Origin of the sequence: Pseudomonas sp. GD03862 (genome assembly GCF_029840855.1) — a bacterium.
Classification (GTDB): domain Bacteria; phylum Pseudomonadota; class Gammaproteobacteria; order Pseudomonadales; family Pseudomonadaceae; genus Aquipseudomonas; species Aquipseudomonas alloputida.
The window spans coordinates 87,962-105,086 of record NZ_JAOCDI010000002.1; the positions used below are offsets into that span (position 1 = coordinate 87,962).

Here is a 17,125-nt window from a genome sequence, read left to right on the forward strand (position 1 = left end):
GGGGTGTCGCCCCCTATCGATGGCGGGCAAAAACTCGAAAGCCGCAAAGCGCCCATGGGAATGGGTTCAGACGCGAAAAGGCCGGCAGCCAAACCACCGATGCCGGCCTCTGGCACTTATCGCCAGTCCGCCTGTTCAGCAAAGAACGCCTGCGCATTCACCTCCAGGCTCTCCAGGTGATAGCCCCCCTCCTGGACAATCAGGCAAGGCAAGCGCAACGCCCGAATTCGCTCACCCAACGCAGCGAACCCTGCAGTGGTCACAGCCACCTTGCTCTGCGGGTCCAGTTCGTAGATATCGAACCCCAGCGACAGCACCAGTACCTCGGCACCAAAGTCCGTCACTGCAGCCAGCGCAACCTCCAGCTGCCCCATGAAGTCCGCCTCGCTCGCCCCATGCGCCATCGGCAGGTTGAGGTTGTAACCCTCCCCCTCACCCCTGCCACGCTCGTCCGCGAACCCGGCCACGCCCGGGTAGAAGTTGGTCGGGTCGCCATGGGTCGACACATACAGCACATCACGGCGATCGTAGAAGATCTCCTGAATCCCTTGTCCATGGTGCATGTCGGTATCGAGGATCGCTACACGGTTGTAGCGGCTGCGCAGGGCCTGGGCGGCCACGGCGGCGTTGTTGATGTAGCAGAAGCCGCCAGCGGCATCGAACCGCGCATGGTGCCCCGGTGGTCGGCACAAGGCATAGGCGGCAGGCTCCCCGTCGAGGATGGCCTTGGCCGCTGCAACCGCGCTTTGCGCCGACCAATAGGCCGAGTGCCAGGTGTGTTCGCCCACCGGGCAGCTACCGTCTGCCAGGTAGCGGCCGGCCTGGGCGAGGATGCCGCGCAGAGCGTTGGGCTCACGCACGAAAATGTTGGACATGACCTCGTCACCCCAGTCTTCGGGCACTTCTTTCCAACGTGCATGGGCCTCTTCGAGAAAGGCCAGGTAGGCCTCACCATGCACGGCCTTTAGCGGTTCAAGGCCGGCATCGTCGGGCTGGCGGATGTCGAAACCCAGGTCTTTGGCCGCCTTCAGCAGGCGCTGGGCGCGCTCGGGGACTTCCTGCGGGGTGCGCATGGCGCCGCGCGAGTAGTAACTGCGTGGGTGGTGCAGCAGTTGTTCGGGGTGGAAGTAGCAACGCATCAGCCTTCTCCTTGTTCGACACGGCCCGCACGGGCCAACACGGCGTTCAGCAGCACATCGGCACCCTGTCGGGCATCGTCGGGTAATACGTCTTCGGCTTCGTTGTGGCTCAGGCCGCCGACGCAGGGGATGAACACCATGGCCGTCGGGCAGTATCGGGCCAGCAGGATGGCATCGTGACCGGCACCGCTGACGATTGATTGCTGGGCGTAGCCCAGTTCGTCCACCGCCTGCTGCACGGCAGCCACACATGCAGGGTCGAACGGCGTGGCCGGGCTGACCCAGTGGCGTTCGATGCGTACCTGCAGGCCGCGCTGGCTGGCAATGGTTTGCAGCTTCAGGCTCAGGTCGCGCTCCATGGCTTCGATGGCTTCATCGCAGTGGTGGCGCAAGTCGACCGTAAAGCGCAGCAGACCAGGAATGGTGTTGCGCGAGGACTTGGCAATCGACAACTCGCCCACAGTGGTCAGCCCTTCGGGTGCGAAGTCCGCTGCCAACTGCTCGACCGCCTGGATCATCCGCGCCGCGCCATACAGGGCATCCTTGCGCAGGGGCATCGGTGTCGTACCCGCGTGGGCCGCCATGCCTTCGACCGTGACGTCCAACCAGCGAATCGCTTGCCCGCCGCTGACGACACCAATGGCCTTGGCGTTGTCTTCAAGGATCGGACCTTGCTCAATATGCGCTTCAAAATAGGCATCCACCGGGCCACCTAAAGGGCGCTGGCCGGCGAAGCCCGTTCGCTGCAGTTCGTCGGCGACGCTGAGGCCATCGGCATCGCGGATAGCCAGCGCTTCGGCCAGCGCGAGGCTGCCGGTGAACACTGCCGAGCCAAACATGGCCGGCGTGAAGCGCGCGCCCTCCTCGTTCGTCCACACGGCAATTTCCAGCGGCTTGCGAGTGTGGATGTTCAGCTCGTTGAGGCGGCGCACCACTTCAAGCCCGGCCAGCACGCCATAGACACCGTCGAAACGACCGCCTTCGGGCTGAGTGTCGAGATGGCTGCCCATCATTACCGGTGCGGCATTCGGGTCACGACCTGGACGACGGGCGAACAGGTTGCCTATGGCATCCACCGTCAGCGTCAGGCCGGCTTCGCGGCACCAGTGGCTGAACAGTTCACGGCCCGCCTTGTCCTCGTCGCTGAGCGCCAGGCGGCAGCTACCGCCGCGGGCGGTGGCGCCGATTTCGGCCATGGCTATCAGGCTCGCCCACAGGCGTTCGCCATTGCTTTTCAACATGTGCGGGTACTCCAGAGTCAATCGGATCAGGCCAGTTCCAGGTGCTGGCTACGGGCGTACTGGCGCGCCAGGGCAAGCACGCAGACCAGCGAAAGGGTGGCGATGAAGGTGTAGAACACTGCCATCGGCCACCACTGGCCACTAAAGGTGTGGGCCAACCAGGTGCCGATCAGCGGGGTCAGGCCGCCGGCAAGGGCGCCGCAGATCTGGTAAGCCAGGGAAATGGCGGTGTAGCGCACGCGGGTTTCGAACATGCCACTGACGTAGCCGGCGATCACCGCGTAGAAAGAGGCCATGCAGGCAGCGGCCAAGGCGATGCCTAGCACAATCAGGGGCCCGTGGCCCGAGCTCACCAGCACAAACATCGGGTAGGGCGAGGCCATCGCCAGCAGGGCGACCAGGGCCAGGAAGCGAGTTGCACCGATCTTCTCCGACAGCCAGGCCGCCAGGGGCTGCACACAGAACTGGATGATCGCCACGAAGAACAGGCATTCCAGAATCAACGAGCGCTCCAGGTGCAATTGCTGGGTGGTGTAACTGATCATGAAGGTATTGGTGAAGTAGACCCCGGCAATGCCCAGGGTATTGGCGCCGATACACAGCAACAGCGGGCGCCAGGCGGTGCGCAGCACCTCGAGGGCCGGAGCCTGCTCCTTGCACCTGGCCTTTTCTGCCTGCTCGCGGCTGGCCATGAACTCGGGCGACTCATTCACGCCCAGGCGAATAGCCAGCCCCACCAGTAGCAGCAGTGCACTGGCCAGGAACGGCACGCGCCAGCCCCAGCTCATCAGCGCCTCTTCAGGCAGACGGGTGACCGCACCAAACGCCAGCAGCGACAGGATAAGGCCCGCCGGGCTACCCAACTGGGCGAACGACGCGAAGAAGTTGCGGCGGCCCTTGGGCGCATGCTCGCCGGCCATCAGTACCGCCCCGCCCCACTCGCCGCCCACGGCAATCCCCTGGACGATGCGCAGCAAGATCAACAGCACCGGCGCGGCCGCACCGATTTGTGCGTAAGTCGGCAGCAGGCCGATGCAGACAGTGACGATGCCCATCATCAGCAGGGTGATGACCAACGACTTCTTGCGACCGATACGGTCGCCCACGTGACCGAAGATGATGCCGCCAAGCGGCCGGGCGAAGAAGCCCACGGCGAAGGTACCGAACGCGGCCATGGTGCTGAACAGGCTGTCGTCGGAGGGGAAGAACAAGGCACCGAAGACGAGCGCGGCGGCGGTGGCATAGATGTAGAAATCGTACCACTCGATCATGGTGCCGATGAATGCGGCGGCGGCGGCACGACGCGGTTGAGCGGAAGCGGTCGGCTTCATGGGGGCTCCTTTGCTTGTTGTTCTGGCAGGAGTTGCAAGGGTCACGGGGCGCTCTGCTGGCGCTTGGCCTGTTGACTCGATGGTGCCTTTTCAGCGGGACAACCCGCTTCCACAGCGTCTGCGCGATCACTGCAGGCGGGGATTCACCCGCGAAGAGGGGCAACGTCGATCCAACAGGTTTCGATGACTGCGATTTATCGGCCGGAGGCTATGATTAGTCAATTTTCTATTTATTATGCGCACTATTAGCCATGCTTATCATCGAGCCCTGCCATGCCTGACCGCTTGCTCAACGACCGCCTCGACTGGAACCTGCTGCGCACCTTCCGGGTCATCGGCCAGGAGCTGTCCATCAGCCGTGCCGCCGCCCGCCTGCACCTCACCCAGCCGGCAGTGAGTCAGGCGCTCAAACGCCTTGAAGAGCAGCTTGGCCGCCAGCTCATTGCCCGTCGCGGACCGCGCTTCGTATTGACAGAAATGGGCGAGCAGCTGTTCCAGCTGGCTGGCGAGGTGTACGGGCAGATGTCGCAGATCGGCGGCTTGCTGGAGCAACCGGCGGACGAGCTGGTGGGCAAAGTGCGCCTGCTGATGATCAGTCGCATCGTCAGCGAACGTTTCGATGACTTCCTGGCCAACTTCCATCGCCAGCACCCAAGGGTCGAGCTGGAAATCGACGTGATGCGCAGCTCCGATATCGTCGCCGCCCTGCAGGAGAAAACCGCTACAGCGGGCCTCAGCCTCAACCGGCGTGCACAGCCACGGCTGGAGCAGCGGCTGTTTCTGCGCCAACGATATGCATTCTTCTGTGGCAAGCACCATGCCTTGTTCGGTCAGGCCGAAGGCGATTTACAGCGGGAGAACTTTGTCAGTTTCACCAGCGACCAAATTGGCGGCATGTTGTCGCCGCTGACCATTTTCCGCGACCAACAAGGGTTTGCCGGGCGTATCGTGGCGTCATCGCCAAGCCTTGAGGAAGTGCGCCGACTGGTGATTGCCGGGTTTGGCATCGGCTGCCTGCCCGAACATGTGGTGGCACCGGATGTTGACGCGGGCTTGCTTTGGAAGCTGTCGCCGCACGAAGGGATTGCCGATGTGGACATTCACCTGCTGTGGAACAGAGAGCAGCGATTCAGCCGGGCGGAGGAGATGTTTATCGAGGCGTTGCAGCGGGTCATCACCTGACGCGCTGGGCCGCTCGATAGACCGCTCAGCATTCGCGCTTGCCAACTGATTACCACTACCACAACGACACGCTCGTCGTTGACTTGGCGGCGCACCACTTGACCGAGGCCTTACGCCACAACTTGGATCCCATCTTGTGACGGGGTATGCTAGGCAATAGCTAAACGCCACTACCCAGGCAGGCTCGGTGCCTGCCTTCAAGGACGAGCCTTTGCCCAGCCACCCGACCCGCCACACCATCGCCCGCCAGTGGCAACTGCTCAAGTTGCTGCCCGGCCGCCACCCAGGAATGAGCTCCACCCAGTTGCAGGCTGCCCTGACAACCGTGGGCCATACCACCAGCAAACGCACCGTCGAGCGCGACCTGGTCGAGCTCGCCGCACTGTTCCCCCTACAGTGCAACAGTAAAGGCATGCCTTATGGCTGGTACTGGCAACCGGGCTTGAGCCTGGGCGAAGCGCAGCAGCTGCAACCCGACGCACTTGCCCCACCGACACACGTCGTACTGTATGCCTGGGTCGATGACGCGCTGGCCCGCCGCCTGGAGCAATCCCCCCTGTCCGTCGATATGCAACTGACGCCGCAGGCTGGCGGCGGCGCCGCGCTGGTGGCCACCGTCGACGACAACCGCGCGCTGATGGGCTGGCTGCTGTCCCAGGCGGGGTCGATCCGCATCCAGGCGCCGCAGGCGCTGCGCGCGGCCATGATTGAACAATTGCGCCAGAGCCTGGCGCTGCATGAGGGCGAAGGCGGCTGCAAGCAATAGCGCCAACGGCGTCAGTAGGTTCCCGGATACGCCCCGCCATCGATCAGCAGGTTCTGCCCGGTGATGTACCCGGCATGCGCGCTGCACAGAAATGCGCAATACGCGCCAAACTCCGCGGCATCGCCAAAACGCGACGCCGGAATGGCCTTGCGCCGCGCCTGGGCAGTGACTTCCACATCACCACCCGCAGCCTTCAAGGTCTTTTGCAGGCGCGCCGTGTCGAACGCCCCAGGCAACAGGTTGTTGAGTGTCACATTGCAGCCCGCCAGACGCTGCTGCCGGGCCAGGCCGGCAATGAATCCGGTCAGGCCACTGCGGGCACCGTTGGATAAACCCAGCATGTCGATCGGTGCCTTCACCGCGCCGGAGGTGATATTCACCACCCGGCCAAAACCACGCTCGGCCATGCCATCTACCACCGCCTTGATCAGCTCGATGGGCGTGAGCATGTTGGCGTCCAGCGCCTTCAGCCAGTCATCACGCCCCCAATCACGGAAGTCCCCCGGTGGCGGGCCACCGGCGTTGTTGACCAGAATGTCGACCTGCGGGCAGGCCGCCAACAGCGCCTGGCGCACCTTGGGATCGGCAACATCGCCTGCCACGGTATGGACCTCGATGCCCGGGCAGGCCCTGCGCAACTCGCTGGCGGTCTGCTCCAGAGTGGCTTGGGTACGGGCATTGATGACCAGGTTGACGCCTTCTTTGCCCAACGCTTCGGCGCAGCCTTTGCCAAGGCCTTGGCTGGCCGCGCAGACGATGGCCCAGCGGCCGGTGATGCCTAGATCCATTGGTTTGCTCCTTGATGCAATCAGGGTGACAGGGTGACTGACAGGCGCTGCCGGGGCAATTTAGAGGACGGGACAGGGCCACCGATAATGAAAAGAACTGATCCACCGATAACCGCCGCTTATCCCTGCCAGCGCTTCGGCAACGGACTGGAAATCAATGGGGACCGTCACACTTCACCCGCCGTCAGTTCCTCCACCAGCAATCGTGCCGCAGGCGATAACGGCGCCGCGACCCGGTGCACGATGCCGAACGGCTCGCTCAGCGCCCGTAGCGGCACCGCCAGCGACACCAGCAACCCGCGCTGCTCGGCAAAGGCCGCCACCGCACGGGGAATGACTGCCACCAACGTCGGGTCATCTTCAAGCAGCATGAAGGTGGCGAAGGTGGAAAAGGTCTCCAGTGGATACCGTGACACCTCCACCCCCGCCTCGCTCAACTCGCGTTCCAGCGCTTGGCGCATGGGCATGTTGGCCGGATAAACCACCCAGCGATAATGGCTAAGGTCGCTGATCTTGAGTGCCGCCGCCCCGGCCAGCGGATGCTGCGGATGCGCGACCACCGCCAACGGCTCCTGGGCCAGTTCGACAAAGCCATACTCCGCCGTGTTACGGCCCAGCCCTGGCCGGCAGATGGCCAGGTCCAGGCGCCCTTCGTCCAGCTGGGCGAGCAGGTTGGCGCTGGTATTCTCGGCGATTTCCACTGCCAGCTGCGGCTGTTTGCGGCGCAAGCGCCCGAGGGCGCTGACCAGTGTGGGCATAGCCCCCATGATACTGCCCACCGCCAGCCGCCCGCCCTGGCCTTGGACGATGCCCAACACCTCTTCGCGCAGATGCCCCAGGTCGCTGTGGATCAGCCGCGCGTAGCGCACCACGCAGCGGCCCACGTCGTTGGCAACCAGGCCGCTGGGCATTCGCTGGAACAACGGTACGCCCAGCACCTCCTCGACCTCGCGCAGGGCCTTGGTGGCACCGGGCTGGGAAATGGCCATGGCTTCAGCTGCCTTGTGCAGCGAGCCACAGCGGTCCAGCTCGATCAGCAAACGCAACTGGCGAAGGCGCAGGCGAGAAAAAATGGCGTCCAGAGAAGGGATCATCAGGCAGGCTCGGTAGGGGTTTCGTCATGCCGAGCACTATAGAGCGTCGTCTGCGGGGGCGTGTTGAGTTTTGCGCAAATGACCCTTGATTGCAGAACGAATGCACGCACCTTTCTGCAGGCTGTTTTACCGCGGCGCACGACGTGCCAGGCAGGCATAGGCCAAGGCCAGTACACTGGCCGCCAGTATGCCAAGCAGTATCATCAGCTCACGGCTGTAACGGGCTACCATGGCCGGAAAACCGATGACCTCGCGGTACACCTGCACATGGGCCTCACCGTCGGCGTGGCTGATACTGACCCCGCCATGGCGGATCTGCGAGTAGTCGGCATCGAAATACACCCACACCTTGCAGGTGCCACCTGGCTCGATGGCCGGGATATCAACCTGGGCGATGGCGGTTTCCAGCAGCGTGTCGTTGCCGGCAGCATCGCGCACCTGCACCAGGCCCTTGGCTGGCAGGCGGATTTTCACCTGCCGGACCTGCGCATCACCACTGTTGTGCAGTTCGATCAGCAGGCCGGTACGGTGGTCCACCAGCCCGGCCTCGAAAGGCTTGGCGAACAGCTGGGCATAAGGGGCCTGCGCCATTTCGATGAGCCGCTCGACCTGATCATGGGCCAGCTGGCCTTGAACGATACCGTTGATTCGCCCCTGCAACTGCTCGTACTTGAGCTGCTCGCTGGCCTTGCTGATCCGCTCGCTGAACTGGCTGGGGTAAGTGAGGTAGGCATAGGTCAGTGACGCCTCAAGGCGCGGATTGCCCCTGAGCACCGCGTAGGCGGCCAACAGGACCATCAGGCCGATCAGCACGGCGACGAGAAGCTTCCCCACCTTGTCCCAGCTCAATGCATGCTTCCTTCTGTCGTGTTACAGACGATTAAAACCGCCCAAGGGTGCCAAGTTCGCGCCCCCCAGGCAAGCCTGGCTAGGCTTCGCCCCCGCCTTCGCGCGCCTGACGCATCTGCAGCAACTGGCCGTCGATCAGTGACTTGGCCATCCCGGCCAGGTAGTACGTGGCCTTCATCATCACCGGGCGGTCTTCAGGCCTGTCGATGGCCTTGCGGGTAATTTCGGTGATGCAGCCCATGATGCCCGAAGCTTCCATCAGTGCGGTGCGTATTGGCAGTTGCGGTTTCATTTGCACCAGTTCGGCATCGCTGTTGCCAAAGCGGCTCGCGGCTTGCACGACATAGGGCTTGCTGCTGTTTTTCGGCGTTTCGCTGTCCATGTCCATTCCTCAAGGTTAGGCGCTTGCCGAGGCTAGGCCGCCGCCTACCCCATTACAATGACAAACGGGTGGAAAGGGTGACTTTAGGAAATGGACTACAAGAACCCTGTACAGGGAGCGCCAAGCCACCGCTCAGCCCCCTTGACCCGCCCCCCGCAGTGGCGGACGATCAACCTCCCCCACACAAGGACGAACACCATGCTGCGGATACTGGGAAGAGCCTCTTCCATCAATGTGCGAAAAGTCCTGTGGGCCTGCGCCGAATTCGAGATCGCGTTCGAGCGCGAAGACTGGGGTTCTGGCTTCAAGGCCACTGACAGCACCGAGTTCCTCGCGCTGAACCCCAACGCCATGATTCCGGTGATCCAGGACGGCGACTTCACCCTGTGGGAATCCAATAGCATCATCCGTTACCTGGCCAGCCGCTACGGCGCCACCGCGTTCTATCCCGGCGAGGCCCAGGCGCGGGCGCGGATCGACCAGTGGATCGACTGGCAGGCCTCGGACCTGAACCGCTCATGGAGCTACGCGTTCATGTCGCTGGTCAGGCATTCGCCCGCTCACCAGGACCCGCAAGCACTGGCTGCCGGTTGTGCCGAGTGGTCACGCTACATGCGCATCCTCGACCGCCAGTTGGCCAGCACCGGTGCCTATGTGGCCGGCAGCCAGTTCACCCTGGCCGACATCCCGATCGGCCTGTCGGTCAACCGCTGGTTTGAAACGCCGTTCGAGCACCCACACCTGCCCGCGGTGCGCGATTACTACGAGCGCCTGAGCGAGCGCCCTGCCTATCACTTGCATGGCCGAAACGGTACCCCGTAGTACCCGCAAGGAAGTGTATCGAGGGGCGCAAAGCGCCCCAAGGTTCCGACCTGTTACACCGCAACCTGCCGCCCGGCTAGCCCCCCTCGCCCACGCCAGGCAAACAGCAGCACCAGCACCAGCCCCAGCGTCGCCATCGCAGCCCCCGCCAGGGAAATCGCCGGGTAGCCCAGCCCCGCGTTGATCACCGCGCCACCCAGCGCCGCACCGATCGCATTGCCCAGGTTGAACGCGCCAATGTTCACCGCCGAGGCCAGGTTGGGCGCATCCTTGGCCGCTTCCATGACCCGCATTTGCAGCGGCGGCACCAGGGCAAAGCTGGCCGCACCCCAGACCAGGATCGCCAAGGCGGTCGGCAGCGGCCAGTCCAGTACCAGCGGAAACACCAGCAGCACGGCAATCAGCCCAGCCAGTGACAGGATCAGGGTGCGATCGATCGAGCGGTCCGCCGCCTTGCCGCCCCATACGTTGCCCAAGGTCAGGCCGACACCGAACAGCACCAGCATCGCCGTCACGAAGGGGGTGGACGCCGCCGCTTCATGCTGCAGGATCGGCGCAATGTAGGTGAACACGGTGAACATTGCGCTGGAACCCACCACGGTCAGCAACAAGGCCGCCAGTACCGGCCTGCGGCCCAGCACACGGATCTCGGCCATGGCCCCCTCGCCCTTGGGCGACGCAACATTGGGCAGTGCGTACCAGAGTGTGGTCATCGCCACCAGGCCAAGCCCGGCAATACCCCAGAACGCCATGCGCCAACCCAGCATTTCACCCAACCAGGTCGCCAACGGCACGCCGCCGATGGTGGCCAGGGTCAAACCCATGAACATTGCAGCCACGGCCCCGGCGCGCTTCTCGGGCGGCACCACACTGGCCGCGACGATCGAGCCGATGCCAAAGAAGGCGCCGTGGTTGAGTGAAGTGACCACGCGGGCCACCAGCAGGCTGGCGTAGTCGCTGGCCAGGGCCGACATCAGGTTGCCCAAGGTGAAAATGGCCATCAGCCCGATCAACAAGTAACGGCGCGGGATCTTCACCGTGGCCAGGGTCATCAGCGGCGCGCCGATCAGCACGCCGAGGGCATAGGCACTGACCAGCAGCCCGGCAGCAGGAATGGAAACGCCAAGGTCGGTAGCGATACTGGGCAACATGCCCATGGGGGCGAACTCTGTAACGCCGATGCCGAAGGCACCGATGGCGAGTGCGACAAGCGGTGGATTGATACGCATGGCAAGCTCCTTATCTATGCCGCAAATGCTACGATCCGTTTAAAACGCGCACTAGACTGCATTTTTGCGAACCACCTTTGCTTTAGAGGCACAAATGGACTTCAGTGGCAGATCCGGCGAGATGGAGATTTTTGCCAAGGTGGCGCAAGCGGGCAGCCTGTCTGCTGCCGCCCGAGCGCTAGGCCTGACGCCCTCGGCGGTCAGCCGCATTCTCGCCCGCACCGAACAGCGCCTGGGTACCCGCCTGCTGCTGCGCACGACCCGGGCGCTCACCCTCACCCCCGAGGGAGAGGCCTACCTGCGCGGCGCACGGCGGGTGCTGGCAGACATGCTCGAAGTGGAAGAAGCCATCACTGACCAAGGCGTGCCACGCGGGCGCTTGCGGGTCAGCGCTGCGCTGGGCCATGCCCGGTTGACCGTAGTGCCGCTGCTGGCGGCCTTCAGCGCACGCTACCCGCAAGTGCTGGTTGATCTGACCCTCAGCGACGAGGTGGCCGACATACTCGGCGGCCAGGCCGACGTGGCGCTGCGCTTCGGTCACCTGCCGGACAGCTCGTTGAGCGCTCGCGCCATTGGCGAGACCGGCCAGGTAGTGGTGGCCTCGCCAGAATACCTGCAACGCTACGGTACCCCGCTTGAACCTGAAGACCTTGCCAGGCACAACTGCCTGCGCTTCAACTTCCGCCGCGCGATGCCTGACTGGCCGTTTCACCGCGACGGGCATACGTTCTCACTGAAGGTGAAAGGGAATATCGAATGCAGCAGCGGCGAGGCGCTGGCGCAGCTGGCCAGGCTGGGCGCCGGCGTGGCGCGTATCGGCACCTTTACCGTGGCCGATGACCTGGCCAACGGGCAACTGGTGCCGTTGCTGGAGGCTTACAACCCGGGTGATCGGGAACCGATTCATGCGGTGTTCGTCGGCGGCCCGGCGATGCCGGCGCGGGTGCGGGTGTTTGTGGATTTTCTGGTGGAACAGCTATCTGACGGCCTGTAGGGTCGGCCTCATGTCGCGACAGGGCCGCCCACGCGCGCCCTGATCAGTCTCATCACGCTTGCATGCCGGCCAGGATAAAGCCCATGAACCGCCGCACATCCGCCCGGTGTGCCGTCATGTCCAGCGGCTCGCGGCTGCAAAGGCGCAGCAACTGAAGGTGCCCGTAATCGTTGATCAGGAACGCCGCATAGCCCACGTCCAGCCCAGCCGCCAGCCTGCCGCTGTCGCACAAGTCCTGTAGCAGGCATTTCAACTCGTTGACCAACGCGTCGTTGACGCGCCTGTAGGCATCCGGCACGCCCTGCTGCTCAGCCCCCAGCAACGGCAGCAACGGCGGCAATATCTCGCGCCAGAGCGGTGCAGGCAGCACCTCGAATGCGTAATCGGTCAAGTGCGCTTCGTAGCAGCACAGGGCCTCCAGCGCATCGTCGAATTCCGGCAGGCGCCGCCGGGCTTCGGTCACCGCCCGGTGGTCGGCCTCGCGGAGCTTCTCCAGCAAAATTTCCTGCTTGCTGCCGAAATAAGCAAACACCGTGGGCACCGACACTGCGGCCAAGCGCGCGATCTGCTCCATGGTGGTGGTCTGGTAACCCTGCGTTTCAAACAGGCCTAGCGCCGTTCGGCTGATGGTTTCACGACGCATCGCCTTCTGCTGCTCGCGCAGTCCGCTCACATTCACACCTTTTTCGAATCGTACACGTCGGCGCACAGCATAACGCAAAGCTGCGCCGTAAAAATATTTTATTGACTAAATGTTTTAATGAACTCAAAACTAATGCTCCATTCTGACCTGGGAGTTGCCATGTCCACCGCCGCAGACCTCATTATTCACAATGCCCGCATCTACACGGTCGACCCGCACAGGCCTTGGGCTGAGGCGGTGGCCATCTGCGGCGAACGCATCGTTTGCGTGGGCGACCACGGCAGCGTCATGGCATACGCCGGCCCTGCCACACGCCTGCTGGATGCCGGCGGCAAACTGGTGCTGCCGGGCTTCGTCGAGTCTCACTGGCATTTTTCCTCTACCGCCTTTGCCTTTCAGGCGCTGGTCAACCATACCGACCCGCTACAGGTGCTGGCCCTGCTCCAGGCCTACGTCGAGGCCAACCCCTGTGAAAAAGCCATTACCGGCATGGGCTGGATCCAGCCATTGATGCCTGGGCATATGTTGCGCCGCGAAGTACTGGATGCCATCTGTGCGGACAAGCCCGTGTGCTTGCTGTCCACCGACTATCACACCATGTGGGTCAACAGCTTCGCCCTGAACGCTGCCGGCATCGACCGCAACACCCCGCCAGTAGAAGAGGGCGCCAGCTGGTTCGAAAAGGACCCGATCACCGGCGAGCCCACGGGTGTGATCATTGACTGCGCCGCCTATTCGCTGCTGATGCAACGTCTGAGCGAAGCCGGCTACCTACCGACAGGCATCGACCTGTACCTGCGCTCGATTCCCTTTTGGCAAGAGAAACTGGTGGCGGCCGGGATTACCACGGTATTCGATGCCGGGTTCCTCGACCCCGCTGGCGACCAGTCGCTGCTGTATGAAACCCTGCAGCAACTGGAGCGTGAGGAGCGCCTGAAACTGCGGGTGGTCGGCAGCTACATCAACATGGGCACCGAGGACGATCCGGTCACGCGGCTGCAGGCCCTGCGCGAACGCTACGACTCGCCGCTGGTCAAGGCGCAGACTCTCAAGCTGATGCTGGACGGGACCGAGCTGAACCACACCGCGTTCCTGCTCGAGCCCTATTGCGACAAGCCACACAGCTGCGGGTCGACGACCATGCCCGAGGAAGTGTTCGAGGGCCATGTGCGCAAGGCCGACGCCCTCGGTATCGACGTGATGGTGCATGCAGTGGGCGATGCAGCCGTGCGCATGGCGCTGGACGTGTTCGAGCGCACGTTCTCCAGCAATCCGCCCCGCGACCGTCGTCACGTCATCACTCACGCCTTTCTCACCCACCCCGACGACATCCCGCGCTTTCGCCGTATCGGCGTCATGGCCAACACCCAGTTACAGTGGGGCGTGGTCGACGCCTACGCCGAGGCCATCCAGCAGACCTATGGCTACCCACGCTGGGCGTCGATGTATAAATTCCGCAGCTTCATCGACCAAGGTGTGACCGTGTCCATCGGCATGGACGGCCTGGTGTGCCAATGCCGATGCCAGCACAAGCCGGTGGAACACATCGAATCGGGCCACACCCGCCAGCTCAGTGGCGAACCCGATGCCCCTGTGATGCCCGATGCCGACGAGCGCCTGAGTATCCCGCAACTGATCGCCGCCTATACCCTCAACGGTGCCTACCAACTGGGCCTGGAACGGGAAATCGGTTCGATCACCGTTGGCAAGCGTGCCGACATCATCGTGCTGGAGCAGGACCTGTTCGAACTGGACCGCTACCAGATCGGCAATACCGAAGTAGCGCTGACCGTAATGAACGGCCGCATCACCCACGACGCAGGTACCCTGCCCCGCGCCTGACCCCGGACCCGACCATGCACAACAATAACAACACCCTGCTTCTGCGTGCTGCGCTGATCTACATCGCCGCCACGGCCTTGATCATCATTGGCGTACAACCCATCTTCATCGGCCTGCTGGCCGAGCGGTTGCATCTGGACCTTAGCCAACAGGGCTGGGTACTTTCCAGTGAAATGAGCGGAACACTGCTCGGCTGCCTGCTGCTATCGATACCAAGGCGTCATCCAAGTGGCCGTGGGCTGTACCTGGCGGCAGCCTTTGCAGCGCTGATGTTGAACCTCCTCAGCGCTGCGCTGGACACTTTGACGAACCTGATTCTGTGCCGTTTTGCCTGTGGTATCGCTGCGGGCCTGCTGTATGCCGGGTCGATCAGCGGGCTTGGCCGGCTGCCGGGCCAGGATCGCTCGTACGGCCTGTCGCTGCTGATTCAAACCGCTGTCTTTGCCCTGTACGCGACCTGCCTGCCACAACTGGCAGAGCAGTTCGGTCACCGCACGGCGATTGCATCACTGGGTTTCTGGTTCGTGCTGATCGCTATGGCTGCGTTGTTCATTCCGGTACGGCTGCAGCGCGTAACCCCCGTGCGCCTGGCGCAGCCAGGCGGCGGCTCCGCGATTATCGGGCGCTACGCCCTGCTGGGGATGCTGTGCCTGCAGTTGGCGATCTATTCGTTGTGGGGGTTTGTCGAACAGTTGGCGCGCGAACGTGGCATCGAGGCGGTGGATGTGGGCTGGGCGTTCGGGCTGGGAATACTGGGTGGCTTGCCTGGCGGCGCCCTGCCCAGCCTGCTGGGCGCACGGGTGAGCCGTGGCCCGATGATCGGCCTGGGCTCGCTGGTAGTGCTTGTGTCAATCACCCTGCTGGCGCGCTATACACATGATGCCGATCAGCTGTGCATGGCACTGTTTCTGATGAACTTCGGCTGGGTGCTGGCGCTAACCTACTACATGGGGGCAATTGCCACCAATGACCCACGCGGCACGTTGACACCCTGGGTCAGTGCGCTGCAACTGGGGGCCGCGGCGGCAGCGCCGGCGTTAGTGGCGTTGCAGCAACAGAGTGCCGGGCGAGAAATGATCTTTGCCAGTGCAGGGACGGCGGTGGTGTTGGGGTGCGTGCTGAAGAGCGTGGCCGGCGTGGTTCATCGGCGGGCAGTTCGTGAAGCTGCTTGATGGAGCGCATGAGCCGGTGATGGTGTGCGACGACTGCAGCCCGATCTGACACCGAAACCGCCCGTTAGGTTATCTTCGACACTTCACTGTACCGACCGGGTCAGACCAACATGCGTATTGTCATTCCCGACGACTACCAGGATGTAATCCGTACGCTCGATTGCTTCGGCAAGCTGAGCGGGCATGCTGTCAGCGTCCTTCATGAGCTCCCGCCTGCCACGCTGGAACAACTTGCAGCACGTTTTGCCGATGCCGACGCCCTGGTACTCACCCGCGAACGCACACGCATCGACGCCGCCTTGCTCGACCGCCTGCCCAACCTCAAGCTGATCAGCCAGACCGGCAAGGTATCCGCCACCTCGACCTGGCTGCCTGCACCGCGCGCGGCATTGCCGTGACCGAGGGGCGCGGATCGCCGGTAGCGCCTGCCGAACTGGCCTGGGCGCTGATCCTCAATGCCCGCCGGCAACTGCTGCCGGCCATTGATGCCTTCCGCCAAGGCCAATGGCAGGTCAACCTAGGCCAGGCGCTGGCCGGGCAGACGCTGGGCATCTGGGGCTATGGCAAGATCGGCCAGCGCCTGGCGCGTTATGCGCAGGCCTTCGACATGCCCGTGCTGGTGTGGGGCAGCGACAACAGCCGCGCCGCAGCCAAAGCCGATGGCCACGCTGCTGCCGCCTCGCGTGAGGCGTTTTTTGCCGAGGTGGATATTGTCAGCCTGAACCTGCGCCTTTCGGATCAGACACGCCATGGGGTGACCTTCGACGACCTGTCCCACATGAAGCCCGACGCCTTGCTGGTGAACGTCAGCCGCGCGGAACTGATTGCACCAGGCGCATTACTGCAGGCATTGGATGCCGGGCGGCCGGGCTACGCGGCGGTGGATGTTTATGAGGACGAGCCGTTACTCGACCCGGCCCATCCACTGCTGCGCCACCCACGGGTACTCAGCACGCCCCACCTGGGGTATGTGGAGAAGAACGGCTACGAGCTGTACGCCTTCGACAATGTGCTGGCGTTTTTCGACGGGGTGCCGAAGAACGTCGCCAACCCTCAAGCTTTGGCAATTCAACGCTTGAACCCGGCGCAGCCTTGAAGTTGCACTACCCGAGCAAATGCAGCCCCAGCGTAAACACAGCCACGGCCAAGGCAACCAACGACACGGCATGACGCTCCAGATACGCGGGCCAACCGGCTGCTGACTGCGACGTGCATTCACATTGGCGCTCAGCCAGGCGGGTCAAGCGCGCCTCCACACTGTCCACGCGGTCTGCCTGGGTGCTCGCTGCCAGCGCGAGCTTCTTCAGCGCCGTGGTCACCGTGATGGACAGCCCTTCCCGAGCCTGATTGCTGGCGGCCAGTTGCTGCTGGCACTGCTCAAGACGCTTGTGGATCGCACCTTCCTTCTGCACACGGGCCAGGGTAGTTGCCACGAGCTTTTTGTTCAGCGCCTCGATACTGGCCAGCAGTGCTTCGTGCTCGGTGGCCTGCTGGGCCGACGCGTCTGCCTCAAGGTGGCTTTCGTGCATCGTGTTCCCATTCGCCTCGGCAAGCGGAGTCAGGGTGCCGTGTTCATGTAGCTGGTTCATCAATCACTGTCCGGATACTGCGGTAAGGGGCGAGAAGCTATCAAAATGACACTACCGGATCC

General features: G+C 63.4%; 16 protein-coding genes and 1 pseudogene. 7 read left to right on the forward strand and 10 right to left on the reverse strand.

What is annotated here, in order from left to right; genetic code table 11:
* Positions 1-116 precede the first annotated feature (116 nt).
* From N5D53_RS01760 to N5D53_RS01770, 3 genes are read right to left on the reverse strand one after another with little or no spacing between them, the layout of a single operon-like run.
* On the reverse strand, positions 117-1,139 hold the full coding sequence (locus tag N5D53_RS01760) for a histone deacetylase family protein (protein ID WP_104962034.1): 1,023 nt from the start codon (positions 1,137-1,139) through the stop codon (positions 117-119).
* The gene (locus N5D53_RS01765; protein WP_121161852.1) at positions 1,139-2,380 is read right to left on the reverse strand and encodes a Zn-dependent hydrolase; all 1,242 of its coding nucleotides are present in this window, start codon (positions 2,378-2,380) and stop codon (positions 1,139-1,141) included. Before N5D53_RS01765 ends, N5D53_RS01760 begins: the two co-directional genes overlap by 1 nt.
* A 26-nt stretch (positions 2,381-2,406) precedes the next feature.
* Positions 2,407-3,711 carry an MFS transporter gene (locus N5D53_RS01770; protein ID WP_064490797.1) on the reverse strand — a complete coding sequence of 435 codons (1,305 nt, stop codon included), beginning with the start codon at positions 3,709-3,711 and terminating at the stop codon, positions 2,407-2,409.
* A gap of 273 nt (positions 3,712-3,984) precedes the next feature.
* Between N5D53_RS01770 and N5D53_RS01775 the strand changes: the two genes are divergently transcribed.
* Positions 3,985-4,893, forward strand: coding sequence for a LysR family transcriptional regulator (locus N5D53_RS01775; RefSeq protein ID WP_014591500.1), 909 nt, complete (start codon positions 3,985-3,987; stop codon positions 4,891-4,893).
* Between the two features lie 211 nt (positions 4,894-5,104).
* The gene (locus N5D53_RS01780) at positions 5,105-5,659 is read left to right on the forward strand and encodes a WYL domain-containing protein (protein ID WP_041167176.1); all 555 of its coding nucleotides are present in this window, start codon (positions 5,105-5,107) and stop codon (positions 5,657-5,659) included.
* A gap of 11 nt (positions 5,660-5,670) precedes the next feature.
* Here the strand turns inward: N5D53_RS01780 and N5D53_RS01785 are convergent, their stop codons facing one another.
* The 4 genes from N5D53_RS01785 to N5D53_RS01800 form a co-directional block, all read right to left on the reverse strand.
* On the reverse strand, positions 5,671-6,447 hold the full coding sequence (locus N5D53_RS01785; protein ID WP_010953470.1) for an SDR family oxidoreductase: 777 nt from the start codon (positions 6,445-6,447) through the stop codon (positions 5,671-5,673).
* A gap of 167 nt (positions 6,448-6,614) precedes the next feature.
* A complete protein-coding gene (locus N5D53_RS01790; protein ID WP_274139228.1) occupies positions 6,615-7,541 on the reverse strand; it encodes a LysR family transcriptional regulator in 927 nt (308 codons plus the stop codon).
* Between the two features lie 126 nt (positions 7,542-7,667).
* On the reverse strand, positions 7,668-8,390 hold the full coding sequence (locus N5D53_RS01795; RefSeq protein ID WP_190869134.1) for a hypothetical protein: 723 nt from the start codon (positions 8,388-8,390) through the stop codon (positions 7,668-7,670).
* A 79-nt stretch (positions 8,391-8,469) separates the two neighbouring features.
* Entirely contained in the window at positions 8,470-8,772 is a 303-nt protein-coding gene (locus N5D53_RS01800; protein ID WP_190869133.1) for a DUF3077 domain-containing protein, read from the reverse strand.
* Positions 8,773-8,970: 198 nt separating this feature from the next.
* Here N5D53_RS01800 and N5D53_RS01805 point away from each other — a divergent pair, with 198 nt between their 5' ends.
* Positions 8,971-9,594, forward strand: a complete 624-nt coding sequence (locus tag N5D53_RS01805) for a glutathione S-transferase (RefSeq protein ID WP_010953466.1) — start codon at positions 8,971-8,973, stop codon at positions 9,592-9,594.
* 53 nt (positions 9,595-9,647) lie between these two features.
* Here the strand turns inward: N5D53_RS01805 and N5D53_RS01810 are convergent, their stop codons facing one another.
* Positions 9,648-10,823 (reverse strand): MFS transporter, encoded by a 1,176-nt coding sequence (locus N5D53_RS01810; RefSeq protein WP_104887405.1) that lies wholly within the window; start codon positions 10,821-10,823, stop codon positions 9,648-9,650.
* A gap of 94 nt (positions 10,824-10,917) precedes the next feature.
* Between N5D53_RS01810 and N5D53_RS01815 the strand changes: the two genes are divergently transcribed.
* Positions 10,918-11,817 (forward strand): LysR substrate-binding domain-containing protein, encoded by a 900-nt coding sequence (locus N5D53_RS01815; protein ID WP_104962039.1) that lies wholly within the window; start codon positions 10,918-10,920, stop codon positions 11,815-11,817.
* A gap of 52 nt (positions 11,818-11,869) precedes the next feature.
* On the opposite strand, the gene N5D53_RS01820 is transcribed toward N5D53_RS01815, so the two are convergent.
* Positions 11,870-12,490 (reverse strand): TetR/AcrR family transcriptional regulator, encoded by a 621-nt coding sequence (locus N5D53_RS01820; RefSeq protein ID WP_190869132.1) that lies wholly within the window; start codon positions 12,488-12,490, stop codon positions 11,870-11,872.
* 129 nt (positions 12,491-12,619) lie between these two features.
* On the opposite strand from N5D53_RS01820, the gene N5D53_RS01825 reads away from it, so the two are divergent.
* The 3 genes and pseudogenes from N5D53_RS01825 (at position 12,620) to N5D53_RS01835 (ending at position 16,570) form a co-directional block, all read left to right on the forward strand.
* Positions 12,620-14,302, forward strand: coding sequence for an amidohydrolase (locus tag N5D53_RS01825; protein ID WP_190869131.1), 1,683 nt, complete (start codon positions 12,620-12,622; stop codon positions 14,300-14,302).
* A 14-nt stretch (positions 14,303-14,316) separates the two neighbouring features.
* A complete protein-coding gene (locus N5D53_RS01830) occupies positions 14,317-15,474 on the forward strand; it encodes a YbfB/YjiJ family MFS transporter (RefSeq protein WP_190869130.1) in 1,158 nt (385 codons plus the stop codon).
* A gap of 110 nt (positions 15,475-15,584) precedes the next feature.
* A pseudogene (locus N5D53_RS01835) lies at positions 15,585-16,570 on the forward strand (D-2-hydroxyacid dehydrogenase family protein).
* A 7-nt stretch (positions 16,571-16,577) separates the two neighbouring features.
* Here N5D53_RS01835 and N5D53_RS01840 read toward each other — a convergent pair.
* The gene (locus tag N5D53_RS01840) at positions 16,578-17,063 is read right to left on the reverse strand and encodes a hypothetical protein (RefSeq protein WP_104962042.1); all 486 of its coding nucleotides are present in this window, start codon (positions 17,061-17,063) and stop codon (positions 16,578-16,580) included.
* Positions 17,064-17,125: the final 62 nt, after the last annotated feature.